Here is a 14,897-nt window from a genome sequence, read left to right on the forward strand (position 1 = left end):
AGGGTATGAGGGGGACCTGCCCGGTGCGATCTCCGGGCAGGCAAAGATCGGATCAGGGGTTCTTGATGTAGGCGTTCGGACGCAGGTAGAACCACCAGTTGATGGCGATGCAGACCATGTAGAAGACTGCAAAACCATAGAGGGCGTATTCCGGCGACCCTGCCTTCATTTGCTCGCCAAAGATCTGTGGGATCAGGAAGGCCCCATAGGCGGCCACGGCGGAGGTCCAACCCAGCACCGGCCCGGCCTGTTCCTTGTTGAACGCCACGGCGATGGTCCGGAAAGTGGAGCCGTTGCCGATGCCGGTTGCTGCAAAGAGCAGCAAGAAGATCAGCAGGAAGGGCACGAAATATGCTTCCGGTGTCGCTGAGGCATAGGCCTGCTGCAGGATGTAGGCGAGTGCGAGCGCACAGCCGACCATCACGACAGAGATGATCTGGGTCACTTTCGCGCCCCCGGCCCGGTCGGCCCAGACCCCGCCCAGCGGACGGATCAACGCGCCGATAAACGGCCCCATCCAGGCGAACATCAAGGCAGAAGGCCCGTTCGGGTTCGCGGTATCATGAGTCATGACGCCATCGACAACAAGGTGCTGGAACCCGAAGACCACTTTGATGGTCAGACCCATGGCCGCCGAATAGCCAATGAAGGACCCAAAGGTCATCACATAGATGATGGTCATCGCCCAGGTGTGCTTGTTGCCAAATATCTTGTATTGGCGCGACAGGTTCTGGCCGACCTGACCGGGGATCATCCGCAGGGCGGCGACGGTCAGTACAATCACGATGGGCAGGACGACCCATTTCGAGAGGCCAAAGCCGGACCCGCCCACGGACGCAGGCAGCATCAACCAGAGTCCGAACGCCGCCGCCACAAGGCCAATGCCATACATAAACCCGATGATGCTGAAAGCACCGATGGGGCCGGGGATATTGGGACTGACGTGCTCATCCCGGATGTTGTTCATCCCGAACCACCCCAGGAAGGCCAGCGGCACAAGGGCCAGCAGCCAGACCAGACCGGCGTTGTGGATGTAGGTCTCGGTGCCCGCCGGGATTTTGCCGATCAGTGTGCCGGAGGTATTCACCAACTCACGGCCCTCGCCGCCAAAGAGCGCGAAGGTCATCACCAAGGGGATCAATATCTGCATGGTGGTCACACCAAAGTTGCCCAGACCGGCGTTCATCCCCAGCGAATACCCCTGGATTTTCTTGGGGAAGAAAAATGAGATGTTGGACATGGAGGCTGCGAAGTTACCGCCGCCGATCCCGGAAAGAAGTGCCAGGACCTGATACTGCCAGAGCGGCGTGTCAGGGTTCTGCAGTGCGATGCCAGTGCCCGCAGCTGGGATCATCAAAAGTGCGGTGGTAAAGAAGATTGTATTCCGTCCACCGGCGATCCGGATAAAGAAGGTCGCCGGAATACGCAGCGTGGCACCGGAAAGTCCGGCGATTGCGGTCAATGTGAAGAGCTGTGAGGTTTCAAACGGATAACCGAGGTTGATCATCTGAACAGTGATGATCCCCCAATAGAGCCAGACCGCAAAACCGCAGAGCAGCGACGGAATGGAAATCCACAGATTGCGGTTCGCAATCCCCTTGCCGGTGGCAGCCCAGAAGGCCTCGTCATCCGGCGTGTAGTTTCTAAGATCTTGTCCCACCTTGGTCTCCTTGGGATTCTGTAGTGCGTCAGTTTCTGAGGCGCGGCAGGCGGTTCCGACCGCGCCCGGTTGGATCATTCAGCCGGTTTGATGCCCTTGTCCTTTCCGGCAAGGCGGCTGAGGGTTGAGCGCAGATCGTCGAGGTCCTTGAACCTGGCGGTCACCATCAGACCATCGCTGCGTTCTGCCAGCGCCACGCGGGAGGAGCCTTGGAAAATCACGGCAAGGTCAGCCTCGGCGTCGAGCTTGTTCTGTGCTTCAGCTGCGATGGCTTCATCGACAGATGACAGGATGTATTCCTCGCCAAAGCCGCCTTCCGGTTCTTTCAGCCAGAAGAAGCACACCAGCCAGGAGATCGACGCGCCGACCGCGATGATGAAGAAGAAGGTCGAGGGTTCGACAAACATGAAGATGAAGAGGTAGAAAACCGCACCGACGTTGCCGTAGGCGCCGGCCATGCCCGCGATCTGACCGGTCACACGGCGCTTGATCGACGGGATGATCCCAAAGGTCGCGCCCTCTGCGCCCTGCACGAAGAACGAGCAGCAGATGGTGATCGCGATGGCAACAATGAGCGGCCAGGAGCTGTTCAAGAGACCCATCATGGCAAAGCCAATGGCGATGCCCATCATGTAGGCCAGCATCACAAAACGCCGGTTGCCCATGCGGTCAGAGACGAGGCCCCCCATCGGACGTGCCACAAGGTTCACGAAGGCAAAGGCCGACGCAATGATCCCTGCAGTCACCGGGTTTAGCCCCCAGGTTTCCTGGAAGAACAGCGGTAACATCGAAACCACGGCCAGTTCCGCGCCAAAGTTGGCGAAGTAGGTGGTGTTGAGTGCCGCCACCGAACTGAACGGATAACGGTCATCTTCGGGCACACCCTGCTTGAGGATCGGAAGATTGACGCGCAGCACCTGCCAGACCTGATAGAGGACCACGACAACAATCGCAGCGTAGCAGATCGAAGCGACGAAACCGTCGATATAGCCCATCATCTGAATCCGGTAGACAAGGATCGACAGGATACCGACAAGCGGGATGGTGAAGATCACCAGCAGCGCCAGGTCCCGGTAGGTTGAGACCTCAAGGGCCATGGCTTTGCGCGGTTTCTTGTGGGTGTCCTTGGTCGGACCATCGGTGATCGCAAACCAGTAGAAGACACCGTAGACGGCCATGACGACGCCCGATGTGGCGATGGCATAGCGCCAGCCGTCATCGCCGCCAAAGATGGTCAGCGCCACGGTAGGAATGGTCAGCGCCGCGGCAGCGGACCCAAAGTTGCCCCATCCGGCGTAAAACCCTTCGGCAAATCCGATGTCGCGTGGTTTGAACCACAGCGCAGTCATGTGGATGCCGATCACGAAGGAGGCGCCCACGGAGGACAGGACCAGCCGCGAGATAAAAAGCTGCATCTTGCTGTCGCCAAAGGCGAAAAACAGCGTGGGGACGGCCATGGTGACCATGAGAACGGAAAACACGCGCCGTGGCCCCCAGTGGTCAAGTGCCATGCCGACGATGATCCGGGCGGGGATGGTGAGCGCCACGTTTGCGATTGCAAAGAGACGGATATCGTCGCGGGTCAACCAGTCGTTCGCGGCCAGCATCGACGAGGCCAGCGGCGCCATGTTGAACCAGACGTAAAAGGTGATGAAAAACGCGATCCAGGTCAGGTGGAGCGCACGAATTTCCCGGTTCTTGAACCGGAACAGGTCAGAGACTTGCATTGGAAATGTCCCTCTTAAATCATTCAGCCGCGTGTGCCGCATCGGCACCCACGTGGGTTGGGATAATCAGGATCGGGCATTTGACCCGACGCGCCAGAAAGGCCGAGACGGACCCAAAGGTCATGTGGTCAAATTCTTCGACAAGGGCATCGATACGCTTGGTAATGAAGCCAAGCGGCCCGCTGTCCGGTTGGTGACTGTGACGCGCCATGACCAACAGGTCGGGATGCCGTTCTTCGGTCGCGCGCAGGATCATCTTGCGGGCATCACCTTCGGCCAGCATGACCTTTGCGCCAATGCCCACCGCCATCAGTTCAGCCGCGGCGGCTTCGACCCCTGCTTTCTGGGTCGCGAACTGTTCGTTAAAGAGATCGTCCGCCCCGGCGGTAGCACTGCCAACATCTTCGACGACCGACACAAGCGTCACGTTCGGGCTCAGGGCACCAAACATCGTCTTGATGGCATCAAGTGCGATCCGCGCATTGCGCGAATTGTCGTATGCGAGCATGATTTCCATCGCGTTTCCTCCGTCTTGGGCAGCGCCGTGGCTGCCATATTGGGTTGGAGGTGGTGTGCGCTTTGGCGGAAGAGACTTGGTTGATCTCGATCAACAAATGAAAATTATTGTTCAAAATAAATGGTTTAACAAAATATGTTTGGTACGTCTGCGGAGTGTGACAAGCCGGATGACTGGCAAGGTCAAACAGGTACTTGACAAATATCAATCGAAATCTGAGCATTTGTTAATCTTCTGCCAAGGACCACTTGCCGAAATGCCTGAGACATATCGCGCTGAAATTCGGCAACTTGACCTGTTTGCTGACATGGAGGATTCGAATTTCGAAACCCTCATGCGCGGAACCTATGTTCAGACTTTCCCACCACGCATCGATCTGATCACCGAAGGGGACCCATCGGATTTCCTGCACATCGTATTGTCCGGGTCGGTGGATCTCTTTGCATGCTGGAACGGTCGCGAGACAAGCATGGCAACGGTGCGCCCGGTTTCAACCTTCATCCTTGCCGCAACGATCAGAGAGGCGCCCAATTTGATGTCGGCGCGTACGCTGGAAAAAAGCAGGATCGCGCTTTTGCCATCAGAAGATGTGCGTGCTGTTTTTGACACGGATGGCGCGTTTGCACGCGCTATCGTGCGTGAGCTGGCGCAGTGCTACAGGACGGTGGTGAAAAACACAAAGGACCTCAAGCTCCGCACGTCTCTTGAGCGTTTGGCAAACTACCTCATTCGCCACTCGGCGCGCACTGCTTCATCTGAATTTGAGCTGAATATGGAAAAACGCCGACTGGCCGCGTTTCTGGGAATGACCCCCGAAAACCTGAGTCGTGCATTCAAAGGTTTAGAACCCTATGGCGTTAAGGTTTCCGGGAGTAACATTTCAATCTCGGACCCTGACGACCTCGCGCGCTTCGCAAAGCCGGATCTTCTGATCGACGATTATTCCACTTGATCCGTGTTCCGAACCTGTGACCCTCGTTCATCTAAACTATGGCATGAGATCCAGCGTCTTCTGACACGACTATAGACCGATACAGATCGTGACCCTCTCCCGGACTACACTTAGAAATGCGAAAAGCGCCCCGTAGAGCGCCAAAACACCGTGGTGACTTGGATATTGGTTGCAAGAGGGCGCCCAAATCTCAACTTGCTTTTTCGATCTGCCACATAAGGCCGGCAAATCCGGCAATTGAACCCAAAACCTAGACTACAATCTCAGTTGGAACGTCCAATTCTTCCCGTCATTTTCAAACCATCGCGAATGTTCAGTCCCATCATGGTGAGGTTTGCCGCACCGGCAATCAGTTCAATAGTTTGAATGATGTAGAAGGTGGTGTCGAATTCGTCTGCATCAGCCTTGCCCGCCAAAAACCAAGCGGCTGGCAAAAGGATCAGTAGACCGTTCATCGCGATGATGGGCATGCGTTTTTTCTTGGCTCTCGCAGGGGCGTCCTTGCGTCTGCGGCCCATGGCCATGCCCGACCCGCCAACGATGACCATTGCCGGGATCAGGACAAACATGCCTGTGAGGATCCAGGCTTTGACCGCTGCAATCGTTTCATGGCTCCCAAACAGCTCGCTGATCGCAGTGGAGGTCCAGAAGGTCAGGATCATCAGGAAGCCGATGCCGCCTGCGACTGCGTGAATGCGCTTTTTCATTTCTTTCACTTACTTCTCGGGGGGTTACTCAGGCCGTGCAGCAGTTCGCCACGGCAATCTTCTCAAAGAGATGTGGTGCGGTGACGGCACTGGATGGATAGTGGCTGAGTGCGTTCTGAAATTCGGGGTTTGTGAACGCCGCGCGGAAATCAGCGACCGAGTCCCAGATGGCATAATTCAAGTACATAGCGCTGTCGCCAACAGCCTTGTGCAGCTGTGTGCTGATGTAGCCGGGCTGTTTTTTCATCCAAAGCGCGTCATCTTTCCAGGCCGCAACCAACGCGTCCTGATCTTTGGCATCAACAGTGAACAGGTTGACCAGAACGACCGGGCCAGCGTCGACGCCAAGTTGCTGATCGATCGGACACTCGGGATCGAGGGGTTTGAATGTGACCATGTGTATTGCTCCACAACAGGGTAAAGTTGGTGATATGTTGTCAATTTTGACTACTAACTAATTTGACAATGTGTTGTCAATAAAATAGGCAACCGACATGACGGATGAAAAATGGACCGAGGCCGGAGAAGCGGTGACCGCGCTGATACTGGATGTGTTCCGGCTGAATGGTCGGTTGCAGCTCACCGGTGACCGGCTTGTTGCCGAACTGGGATTGACCAGCGCGCGCTGGCAGATTCTTGGCGCCATCGCTCAGGCAGAAAAGCCAGAACCCGTTGCGTGGCATGCGCGAAACATGGGCGTTCACCGACAAGGCGTACAACGCATCATAAATGAGCTGGCAAGCGAAGGAATTGTTGAGTTCCGGCCGAACCCCCAACACAAGCGCGCAAATCTGGTCATTCTGACACCTACGGGCGAAGACCTGTACGAAGCGGCGATTGCGTTACAAATCCCTTGGGTGAATGAGCTGTCAAAAGGTCTTTCGCCTGAAGAAATCTCGATTGCGCAACAAGTGATCGGCCAGCTGAAAGCGCGCTTGCTAGAAGCCTCTAATTCCCAAAGCTGACATTCGTTCCAACCGCAGCATTCTGGAGGTATGGGCTCGTAGGGACTTCGGATGCGTTGCTGGCTCCGAACTTTTTACAACCCGTCGCTTGGCTGAGCTGGTCCAAACCGGTCGTTGATCATGATGAATGACTCTGCATCACAGCTTCCCCGAAAAGCATGGAGGCCAGCGGCAAAATCAACAACGGCAAAAGGGACTCAGCTTTGAGTGCAGACCTTCGTCACAGACATTCCCCGCCGTCAATGACAAGGGCATGACCCGTCATGAATGTCGAACGATCGGACGCAAGGTAGACAATCGCATCCGCCATTTCCGCAACCGTGCCAAAGCGTCCCATCGGGATTTCGTCCGCGATATAGGCCTCCAGCCTGTCGCGCCCGCCCATCTGGATCTCAAAGCCCTGGTTGAACGGCGTGTCGATAAAGCCCGGGCAGAGGGCGTTTACCCTTACATTGTCTTTACCGAAATCCTTGGCAATCTGCCGCGCCATCGCCACGGCGGCGTGTTTGGTTGTGGCATAGGCGATCATTTCGCTGTCATACTGCACACCCGATCCCGAGGCCGTGATGATGATCGAGCCGCGCCGCGCCGGTTTCATATAGGCCATTGCGGCCTTGGCCGCGACAAAGTGAGAGCGCACATTCAACCGCCAGGACGCGTCCATGTCATCGACCGTGACCTGTTCCAGGGTGCCTTCGATCTGAAGGCCGGGGTGCGAGTGCAGAACGTCCAGACGGCCATGTCGCGCCGCACAGGTGTCGATGGCCGCCATCAGATCTGCGTCGTCGCCCACATCCAGGGGAATGGCATGGGCGGTGCCCCCGTCGGCTGTTATCCGGTCCGCCACCGATTGCACCGCATCTGCGTTGATATCGGCCAGCGTCACATCTGCCCCCTCGCGCGCCATCGCAATTGCGCCCGCGGCACCGATGCCGGAGGCAGCACCCGTGACAAAGGCGACCTTGTCTTTCAGAAGCATGGGGCGTGTCCTTTCATTTGCGATCTCCCCGTCGCAGGATCAGCTGCGCCACAATTAGCAGGAGGAGCGAGGCGAGCATCACCATTGTGCCAATGGCATTGATCTCCGGCGTTACACCGCGCCGGATGGACGAGAAGATATAGATTGGCAGGGTTGTCTCGGAACCGGCCACAAAGAAGGCGATGATGAAATCATCAAAACTGAAGGTGAAGCTGAGCAGGAACCCCGCCAGCACCGCAGGCGCGATCAATGGCAGAGTCACCTGACGAAAGGTTCCGAGCGGCGTGGCATAGAGATCAGCGGAGGCTTCGCCCAGCGACTTTTCCAGTGTGCCCAGCCGCGCGCGCACGATGATGATGACCAGCGCCATCGTGAACATCGTGTGGGCCGCGATCAGCGACCCCCTGCCCATGGAAAGCCTGGGCGCGCCCTCTGCGTCCCCCCACAGGTTTTCGATCCATGGGTTCATCACATCAAAGACGGTCACCAGTGCGATCAGGGTCGCGATGCCGATCACGATGCCCGGGATCATCACCGCGATATAGATCAGCGCGTCGAAAATGGCGCGGGCCGGGCCGCGCAGCCCCTGCAGGCCGACCGCCGCCAGGGTGCCGAGGATACTGGCCAGGGTTGCCGTGATGAATGCGACGATCAGGCTGGTCTCCAGCGCGTCCATCACAAAGGGGTTGTTCAGTGCGCGCCCATACCACTGGACCGAAAAGCCCTGGAAGTCGCTAGCATGCCGGCCCGCATTGAAACTGAACAGCGCGATGATTGCGATGGGTGCGTAAAGGAACACATAGACGACAAGGGAATACAGTCTCATGGCTGGCCCTCACATCACCGCGACATCTTCGCGGCCAGTCTGAAGCCGCGCGATGAGGCGCATGTAAATTGTGACGGTGATCAGCATGATGACGATCAGTGTGAAGGCAACCGCCGAGCCATAAGCCCAGTTGCGTGACTGCAGGAAGAGGTCCACCAGCGCGTTTCCGACAAAGAATACTTTGCCCCCGCCAAGCAGCGCGGGGATCAGAAACTCTCCCATCAGCAGGATAAAGACGAGCATGCAGCCGGTCGCCACACCCGGAACCGACAGCGGCAGCGTCACCCTGAGAAAGGTCGTAGCCGGGCGGGCACCAAGGTCGCTGGAGGCCTCAAGCAGCCGCATGTCCAGACGGTCGAGCGCGACATAGATCGGAAAGACCATCAGCGGCAGGTAGCCGTAGATGATACCGATGGTGACGGCAAAGGGCGTATAGATCAGCCTGACGTTTTCAATGCCGATGCTGCCCAGCAGCGCCGGGATCCCCTGTCCGCCCAGAATGTAAATCCAGGCGTAGCTGCGGATCAGGATCGAGGTCCAGAACGGCACGATGACCAAAACCAGCAGCAGGGTTTTCCATTTCGGGCTGGTCCTGACCGCCAGCTGATAAGCCAGTGGATAGGCGATCAGCAGGGCGGCGAGCGTGCCAAGCGGTGCGAGGATCAGCGTATTTTTGAACGCCGTCCACCGCGCCGGAAGGTTGGCATATTGCTCCAGCGTAAAGGCGGGGACATAGCCGCCCGACGGCCCCCGCTCGCCAAAGCTGAACACGAAAACGAACGAGAGCGGCAGCACGAGCATCACGAGAAGCAGCGCACCCGAGGGGGCGATCAGCAACCAGTTCCGCGCGCGCTGCGTCATTCCCGTTCGCCCGCCTCAGGCCGACTTGAAGCGCGCGAGAAGTTCGGCGCGGTTCGGATCGGTCAGCGTTGCCGCCGCCCCGAATTCGAGCGCATCGAGCTTTTCGGCTGCCGGATAGAGGATCGGATCGTTCAGTATCTCTTCGGGCAGCAGTGCATTGGTGCGGCTGTCGGCAACAGGATAGCCATGCGCCAGAACCTCGCGCGCGTTCACGTCCGGGTCGAGCATGAAATTGATCAGCGCATAAGCGGCTTCTTTGTGCGGCGCGCCTTTCGGAATGGCATAATAGTCGCTCCACAGCTCGCCGCCCTCTTTTCCCAGTGCGAAGGCGATCTCGGGGATATCGGTGTTGAGCTGCTTGCCATCACCGGTCCAGCAGATCGTCAGCCAGGCATCGCCTGAGCGCATGGCCGGCTGATAATCTGACGTGATCGCAAAGAGATGCGGTTTGACGTCGATCAGCAGTTTCTCTGCATCCGCCAGTTCTGCCTCGTCGACAGAATTGAACGAATAGCCGTGATAGTTCAGCGCGGCACCGATGGTGGTGAGCTGATAGTCATGCACCATCGTCCGGCCCGAATAATCATCCATCGTGCGGTCAAAGAACTGCTTCCAGCTGTCGAACGCCTTGCCACCGTTGTGGGAGGTATTGATCGCCATACCGGTCGTGCCCCAGTTCTTGGGCACCGCATAAACGACGCCGTCGACGATGCCCGCATCCGAGAAACGGGCGTCAAAGGCGGCCGGGTCGTAGTTTGGCAATTTGGACAGATCGAGCGGTTCAATCAGGTCCTCTTCCACATAGGTCGTGATCGTGTAGTTCGTGGGCACATACACGTCCCAGCCGGACCCGCCGGCCTGCAGTTTGGCCAGCATTTCCTCGTTCGAGCCAAAGACGTTGACCTGAACCGCAGCACCGGTTTTGTCTGTGAAGGCGTCAAAATTGGCCTGATCGTGATAGTTCGGCCAGGTCGCGAGGATCGCGCGGTCACCGATATCCTGGGCGAAGGCCGGACGCGGCCGCAGCCCCGGGACCGCAGCCCCCATAACCGCCGTTGCAGCGCCAAGACCGGTCACGTGCAGAAAGTGCCTGCGTGTGACCGAGCCTTTCTCGTAGCGGCGCAGTTCTTCCATGAATTTCTTTTTGGAAATTGTGTCGTTTGTCATGTCGTTCTCCCGTTGGCAGGTGTCATGGTCAATCCGCCCTCAGGATCAGGGCGGCGTCTGGGTTCCAGGCGATGTAAGCCTGTGTGCCGGCATCCAGTGGCGGTTCGCGGTCCTCGGCCCGCCGGGAGGCGAGGACAATAAAAGTGCCGATCTCGTCATGTCGCACCACGTATTCGGTATGTTCTCCAAGAAATATCCGGTTCTGAACGGTGACCGGATGGCCGCCGTCAAGCGGGCTGCGCGAGATGTTGATCTGTTCGGGCCGCAGGCTGAGCGTGCCGGTGGCCCCCTCTTCGATGCCCGGGCCGGCCTGCCCGAAGAAGCTGTGCCCCGACACGCCGGTGAAATCCGCGCGCCCGTCCGTGATGCGCCCGATGCGGCCTTCGAGAAAATTCGAAGAGCCCACGAAATCAGCAACATAGCGCGATGCGGGGGCATCATAGAGCTCTCTGGGCGTGCCGATCTGCACGATACGCCCGTCGCGCATCACGCAGATCCGATCTGACAGGGACAGCGCCTCTTCCTGGTCGTGGGTGACCAGAATGAAGGTGATGCCAAGCTGGCGCTGAAGGTCCTGCAGCTCAATCTGCATGGCCTTTCTGAGCTTGCGGTCGAGCGCTGCCAGCGGCTCGTCCAGCAGCAGAAGTTTCGGTTCATTGACGATGGCGCGCGCCAGGGCCACGCGCTGTTGCTGACCACCCGACATCTCCCAGATGCGCCGCGCGCCGAAATCTCCCAGCCGGACGACATCCAGTGTCCGCGAGACCTTTTCCGCGATCTCTACGCGCGAAAGCCTGGGCCGGCGCTGGCGCAACCCATAGGCCACGTTGTCAAAAACGCTGAGATGCGGAAACAGAGCATAGCTCTGAAAAACCATGTTCACCGGACGTCGGAAAGGTTCGAGGGTGTTCACCACCGCGCCGTCGATCAGAACCTCGCCGTCGCTCGGCGTCTCGAACCCCGCCAGCATGCGCAGCGCGGTCGTCTTGCCGCATCCCGACGGGCCGAGGAACGACAGGAATTCACCGGGCGCCACACTGAGGTTCAGATCGCGTGCGGCCTCGACATCGCCAAAGCGTTTTGAGACGTGCCGCAGCTCGGCGACCACCTGGGACAGGTCGGTCTGCACAATCGACTCATATTTCATATTCGAGGCATCTGAGATCAAACATCCACCTGTAAGCCATATGTTGGCATAGCCAATCGTCCGTCGATCCGTGCCGTTGTGTAAATATACCGAATGTAATAGAAGAGAATGTATATAACGGATGAAATGGGTTGCTGCAGATGGAGTGGGTCGAACATGCGGCATGTCTTGTCGAAACGCTTAAGACACCGCGGTTTCCCGGCGCCCTGGCCGAGGCGCTTCAGGCGGTCGCACCCTATGACTACACGGTGATCTTCGGGTATGTCGGGTCGTCGAAACCTCTGGCGCTTTACGACGACTTCACGCCGAAGAGGCATCGGCTGCATGTCACCGAATATCTGGAAGGCCCCTATCTGCTGGACCCCTTCTTTCTGGCGACCATCGACGACACCGAAGAGGGCCTTTGGCGGTTGCGGGAGATAGCCCCGGACCGATTTTATCAAGGCGAATACTATCGCAGCTACTATGGCCAAACCGGACTTGCCGAGGAGATCGGCTTTCTAGTCCATGCCGACCGCCGCTTGAACGTCGTAATCTCGCTCATGCGCAAGCAAAAGCGGTTCTCAAGTGCCGAGATCCGGGCGTTGAAGCGCATCTGGCCGATCATCCGTGCAACATCAGAAGCGCATTGGCGAGGCTTCGCGCGTGACGACGAGGACGGTGAACAACAGACGCGGGAAGAACGCATAGAACAGGCCTTTCACTCGATCGGACAAGGCGTGCTGACCCCGCGCGAAAGGGAAGTCGTTGAAATGACGCTCAGAGGCCATTCCGCCGAGGCCACCGGTAATGAACTCGGGATCTCCCCCGGAACCGTCCGAATTCACCGGCGCAACATTTACGTGAAACTGCGGATCGGTTCGCAGGGCGAACTATTCTCGCTATTCATTAACGCGATCCTGAACGATCGTGCCGACAATGCCACGCGTGCAACAGCACTGCTATAGTCGAACGGCCGTTTACAAAACGCTGTCTCTTGCAGGACAAATGCGTCTGCGGTTTCTGCCTCTCACGGACCACTCCCAACATTGGGTTCCCGGTCTGGATGCTGCAGTCACAGCCTGCAATGAGTTCTCAAGCAAAACCTGCTTTGGACAAGCGCGCCCGCAGCTCATTCAGTTTATCGTAATCCCTCAGAGGAACACGATCCAGGTCCTTGATGCAGATTTCGGGCAGCATATTCCGACAGGTCTTGACCGCTTCGACAGCATTTTCTCGGCGTTCAAGTGCAACATGGCTGGCGGCTAAAACAAAGTGCGCGAAATACCACCGTGGCATTCGGTGGATCGCACGCTCTGCCCATTCGATTGCGGTCTCAAAACGTCCCGCCATGTAGTGCGCCAGTGCGAGGCCAGAAAAGCGGAAGAAGATACTTGGGTCGAGGGGATTGGAGCGGATGGCGATTTCCTGATTGGCAATGGCCTCTTCTGAGCGGCCAAGGATGCCGAGCAAAGTGCCAAGGCTGCCGTAGGCCAGCGAGCAGTTTGGGTTGAGGGCTACGGCGCGCTCCAAGGCTGCGAGGGACTCGTCGTACTTGAGCAAACCCCAGCAAGAAATTCCTAAAGCCCAGTGCGCGTATTCATTGCGGTCATCCAGCTGCGTCGCGCGCCGCGCCAGTGCATATGCCGTTTCCATTGCGGGCCGGACGTCGGGAACAAATCCCATGATGGCGATGTGGTGGTTGATCAACGACAGGACCATGTTCGCCTCTGCGCTCTCCGGATCAATCGCCAAGGCGCGCTCCAGCAAGGTCTTGGCAGCAGCATAGCTTTCGGGAGTGAAATCATAGAGCAGATGCCAGGACCGCATTGTCAATTCCCAGACGGTCAGATCAGGGCGAGATGCGCGTTCGACAGGTTCTTGGATTGTACTCAGATGAACGGTTGTCTGGATAGACGCCACAACGTTGCGGGTGATCTCATCCTGCAAGTCAAAGACATCCTCAAGCTGCCCGTCATAGCGTTCGGACCAGACATGTCCGCCTGTGATGCCATCGATCAACTGCGCGGTGACACGCACCCGTTCACCCGACCGCCTGACACTACCTTCTAGGACAAACCGAACCCCCAGCTCCTCTGCAACGCGCCGGACATCGACGGATGTACCTTTATAGGTAAACGTGGTGTTGCGCGCGATAATGAAAAGCCAAGGGGAACGCGACAGGGCCGTGATGATGTCGTCACTGATACCGTCTGAGAAGTATTCCTGTTCTAGGTCACCGGACATGTTTTCAAAAGCCAGCACTGCGATGGAGGGTTTTTCTGGCCGGACGGGGTTTTCAATGGGCAGATCATTGAGCGTGGTTGCTACAGGGATCAGCCTATCGCGCAGCTCCAACTTCGAGGATACCCCAAGTTTGCGGTAGATCGTGGCCAGATGCGTGCGCACCGTCGACGGCGCAAGACACAAGCGATCCGCGATCTGCTGATAGCTTTCGCCTTGCGCATAGTCCGCCGCAATTTGCGTTTCGCGGGTACTGAGCGTGCTTGTTTCGTCGGGTGTCTCGGTCACGAATGCGCCGCCTGTATCGCTCTGATCATGCGCGCATTCTCCAATGCGATCACGCTTTGGGCGGCAAACATCTGCGCAAGCCGAGTTGTGTCGTCAGAAAACGGACGCACTGTCTGGCGATAGATCGTGAATGCGCCGACCAACCTGTCACCGGCAAGCATAGGAATGGCAACAAAGGATCGCGCCCCGCCCAGATCCGCCGTGGCATAGCGCAAGGGGTCGTCCGTTTGGTAAACTGCCTCGGATTTGACGTCTATGATATTGATCACCGCGCGCAACTCGTCCATCCGGCCAAGTCCGGTCTCGGGGCTGACCGCAAAGACACCCTGATCGTCCAGCCACGTCTTAAACGGTTTCGGAATTCCGACAGCGTGATTGGCAAGAAACCTGCCGTCCTGCTGATACTCGAACAGGATACCAAACTCCGCATCGCAAAGTTCAAGTGCGTAGGTCAGGATCAATGGCATCACAGCAGTGAGATCACCTTGCGCCGCACTGATGATCCGCAACACTTCGCTCAGCGCTTTTTCCCGGCTGATCGCTTCCTCCAAGCTCAACGCCAATTCCGAAACCACGGCGGCCATTTCCGACGAGCTGCGGGGTTGCTGTACTTCGCCATTCAGATGGGTTGCCAGTTCCAACTTTGAGGATACTTCCAGTTTGCGATAGATCGTCGCCAGATGGGTGCGCACTGTGGACGGTGCGATGCATAGCGTATCGGCGATTGTCTGATAGGTCTCCCCACCCGCATAAGAACGCGCGATCTGCAATTCCCTTTGGCTGAGACCCGATTGTCCAGACACCTAAAATACTCCGAAAAAAACAACTTGCTATGAGTTTGATGAGAACGCGCTCAACAAGCAATCCTGCAAATGCTG

The 14,897-nt window shown here is 57.6% G+C and carries 15 protein-coding genes; 3 read left to right on the forward strand and 12 right to left on the reverse strand.

All coding sequences use genetic code 11. From position 1 onward, the window contains the following. Window positions 1-52 precede the first annotated feature (52 nt). The 3 genes from Q1A07_RS07635 to Q1A07_RS07645 form a co-directional block, all read right to left on the reverse strand. Window positions 53-1,660 (reverse strand): antiporter, encoded by a 1,608-nt coding sequence (locus tag Q1A07_RS07635; RefSeq protein WP_299779443.1) that lies wholly within the window; start codon window positions 1,658-1,660, stop codon window positions 53-55. Window positions 1,661-1,734: 74 nt separating this feature from the next. Continuing rightward, on the reverse strand, window positions 1,735-3,387 hold the full coding sequence (locus Q1A07_RS07640; RefSeq protein WP_299779445.1) for an MFS transporter: 1,653 nt from the start codon (window positions 3,385-3,387) through the stop codon (window positions 1,735-1,737). A 19-nt stretch (window positions 3,388-3,406) separates the two neighbouring features. After that, on the reverse strand, window positions 3,407-3,904 hold the full coding sequence (locus tag Q1A07_RS07645; protein WP_299779447.1) for a universal stress protein: 498 nt from the start codon (window positions 3,902-3,904) through the stop codon (window positions 3,407-3,409). Here Q1A07_RS07645 and Q1A07_RS07650 point away from each other — a divergent pair. Then, window positions 3,894-4,856: a helix-turn-helix domain-containing protein gene (locus Q1A07_RS07650; RefSeq protein ID WP_299779449.1), complete on the forward strand. Its 963-nt coding sequence runs from the start codon at window positions 3,894-3,896 to the stop codon at window positions 4,854-4,856. The genes Q1A07_RS07645 and Q1A07_RS07650 overlap by 11 nt on opposite strands. A gap of 263 nt (window positions 4,857-5,119) precedes the next feature. Here Q1A07_RS07650 and Q1A07_RS07655 read toward each other — a convergent pair whose 3' ends face one another. Both Q1A07_RS07655 and Q1A07_RS07660 read right to left on the reverse strand, forming a co-directional pair. Beyond that, window positions 5,120-5,563, reverse strand: a complete 444-nt coding sequence (locus tag Q1A07_RS07655) for a hypothetical protein (RefSeq protein ID WP_299781368.1) — start codon at window positions 5,561-5,563, stop codon at window positions 5,120-5,122. Between the two features lie 28 nt (window positions 5,564-5,591). Next, the gene (locus tag Q1A07_RS07660; RefSeq protein ID WP_299779451.1) at window positions 5,592-5,960 is read right to left on the reverse strand and encodes an antibiotic biosynthesis monooxygenase family protein; all 369 of its coding nucleotides are present in this window, start codon (window positions 5,958-5,960) and stop codon (window positions 5,592-5,594) included. Between the two features lie 97 nt (window positions 5,961-6,057). On the opposite strand from Q1A07_RS07660, the gene Q1A07_RS07665 reads away from it, so the two are divergent. Continuing rightward, complete coding sequence (locus Q1A07_RS07665; RefSeq protein WP_299779453.1) at window positions 6,058-6,528, forward strand: MarR family transcriptional regulator; 471 nt, start codon at window positions 6,058-6,060, stop codon at window positions 6,526-6,528. Between the two features lie 220 nt (window positions 6,529-6,748). On the opposite strand, the gene Q1A07_RS07670 is transcribed toward Q1A07_RS07665, so the two are convergent. From Q1A07_RS07670 to Q1A07_RS07690, 5 genes are read right to left on the reverse strand one after another with little or no spacing between them, the layout of a single operon-like run. After that, a complete protein-coding gene (locus Q1A07_RS07670) occupies window positions 6,749-7,507 on the reverse strand; it encodes an SDR family oxidoreductase (RefSeq protein ID WP_299779455.1) in 759 nt (252 codons plus the stop codon). 13 nt (window positions 7,508-7,520) lie between these two features. Continuing rightward, a complete protein-coding gene (locus Q1A07_RS07675; RefSeq protein WP_299779457.1) occupies window positions 7,521-8,333 on the reverse strand; it encodes an ABC transporter permease in 813 nt (270 codons plus the stop codon). A 9-nt stretch (window positions 8,334-8,342) separates the two neighbouring features. After that, window positions 8,343-9,194, reverse strand: coding sequence for an ABC transporter permease (locus Q1A07_RS07680; protein WP_299779459.1), 852 nt, complete (start codon window positions 9,192-9,194; stop codon window positions 8,343-8,345). Between the two features lie 15 nt (window positions 9,195-9,209). Beyond that, window positions 9,210-10,361 carry a spermidine/putrescine ABC transporter substrate-binding protein gene (locus tag Q1A07_RS07685; protein WP_299779461.1) on the reverse strand — a complete coding sequence of 384 codons (1,152 nt, stop codon included), beginning with the start codon at window positions 10,359-10,361 and terminating at the stop codon, window positions 9,210-9,212. A gap of 28 nt (window positions 10,362-10,389) precedes the next feature. Next, window positions 10,390-11,508 (reverse strand): ABC transporter ATP-binding protein, encoded by a 1,119-nt coding sequence (locus Q1A07_RS07690; protein WP_299779463.1) that lies wholly within the window; start codon window positions 11,506-11,508, stop codon window positions 10,390-10,392. A 140-nt stretch (window positions 11,509-11,648) separates the two neighbouring features. Here Q1A07_RS07690 and Q1A07_RS07695 point away from each other — a divergent pair, with 140 nt between their 5' ends. Further along, window positions 11,649-12,455, forward strand: a complete 807-nt coding sequence (locus tag Q1A07_RS07695; RefSeq protein WP_299779465.1) for a LuxR C-terminal-related transcriptional regulator — start codon at window positions 11,649-11,651, stop codon at window positions 12,453-12,455. A 127-nt stretch (window positions 12,456-12,582) separates the two neighbouring features. Here Q1A07_RS07695 and Q1A07_RS07700 read toward each other — a convergent pair whose 3' ends face one another. Both Q1A07_RS07700 and Q1A07_RS07705 read right to left on the reverse strand, forming a co-directional pair. Next, the gene (locus Q1A07_RS07700; protein ID WP_299779467.1) at window positions 12,583-14,019 is read right to left on the reverse strand and encodes a LuxR C-terminal-related transcriptional regulator; all 1,437 of its coding nucleotides are present in this window, start codon (window positions 14,017-14,019) and stop codon (window positions 12,583-12,585) included. Then, entirely contained in the window at window positions 14,016-14,822 is an 807-nt protein-coding gene (locus Q1A07_RS07705) for a LuxR C-terminal-related transcriptional regulator (protein WP_299779469.1), read from the reverse strand. Before Q1A07_RS07705 ends, Q1A07_RS07700 begins: the two co-directional genes overlap by 4 nt. Window positions 14,823-14,897 lie beyond the last annotated feature (75 nt).

The sequence above is a fragment of the uncultured Roseobacter sp. genome, from assembly GCF_947492555.1.
Classification (GTDB): Bacteria; Pseudomonadota; Alphaproteobacteria; order Rhodobacterales; family Rhodobacteraceae; genus Roseobacter.

Coding starts and splice junctions, on each gene's coding strand:
- Q1A07_RS07665 (WP_299779453.1), top strand. CDS start 6,058: ATGACGGATGAAAAATGGACCGAGGCCGGAGAAGCGGTGACCGCGCTG.
- Q1A07_RS07695 (WP_299779465.1), top strand. CDS start 11,649: ATGGAGTGGGTCGAACATGCGGCATGTCTTGTCGAAACGCTTAAGACA.
- Q1A07_RS07660 (WP_299779451.1), bottom strand. CDS start 5,960: ATGGTCACATTCAAACCCCTCGATCCCGAGTGTCCGATCGATCAGCAA.
- Q1A07_RS07690 (WP_299779463.1), bottom strand. CDS start 11,508: ATGAAATATGAGTCGATTGTGCAGACCGACCTGTCCCAGGTGGTCGCC.
- Q1A07_RS07655 (WP_299781368.1), bottom strand. CDS start 5,563: ATGAAAAAGCGCATTCACGCAGTCGCAGGCGGCATCGGCTTCCTGATG.
- Q1A07_RS07670 (WP_299779455.1), bottom strand. CDS start 7,507: ATGCTTCTGAAAGACAAGGTCGCCTTTGTCACGGGTGCTGCCTCCGGC.
- Q1A07_RS07680 (WP_299779459.1), bottom strand. CDS start 9,194: ATGACGCAGCGCGCGCGGAACTGGTTGCTGATCGCCCCCTCGGGTGCG.
- Q1A07_RS07685 (WP_299779461.1), bottom strand. CDS start 10,361: ATGACAAACGACACAATTTCCAAAAAGAAATTCATGGAAGAACTGCGC.
- Q1A07_RS07675 (WP_299779457.1), bottom strand. CDS start 8,333: ATGAGACTGTATTCCCTTGTCGTCTATGTGTTCCTTTACGCACCCATC.
- Q1A07_RS07645 (WP_299779447.1), bottom strand. CDS start 3,904: ATGGAAATCATGCTCGCATACGACAATTCGCGCAATGCGCGGATCGCA.
- Q1A07_RS07650 (WP_299779449.1), top strand. CDS start 3,894: ATGATTTCCATCGCGTTTCCTCCGTCTTGGGCAGCGCCGTGGCTGCCA.
- Q1A07_RS07640 (WP_299779445.1), bottom strand. CDS start 3,387: ATGCAAGTCTCTGACCTGTTCCGGTTCAAGAACCGGGAAATTCGTGCG.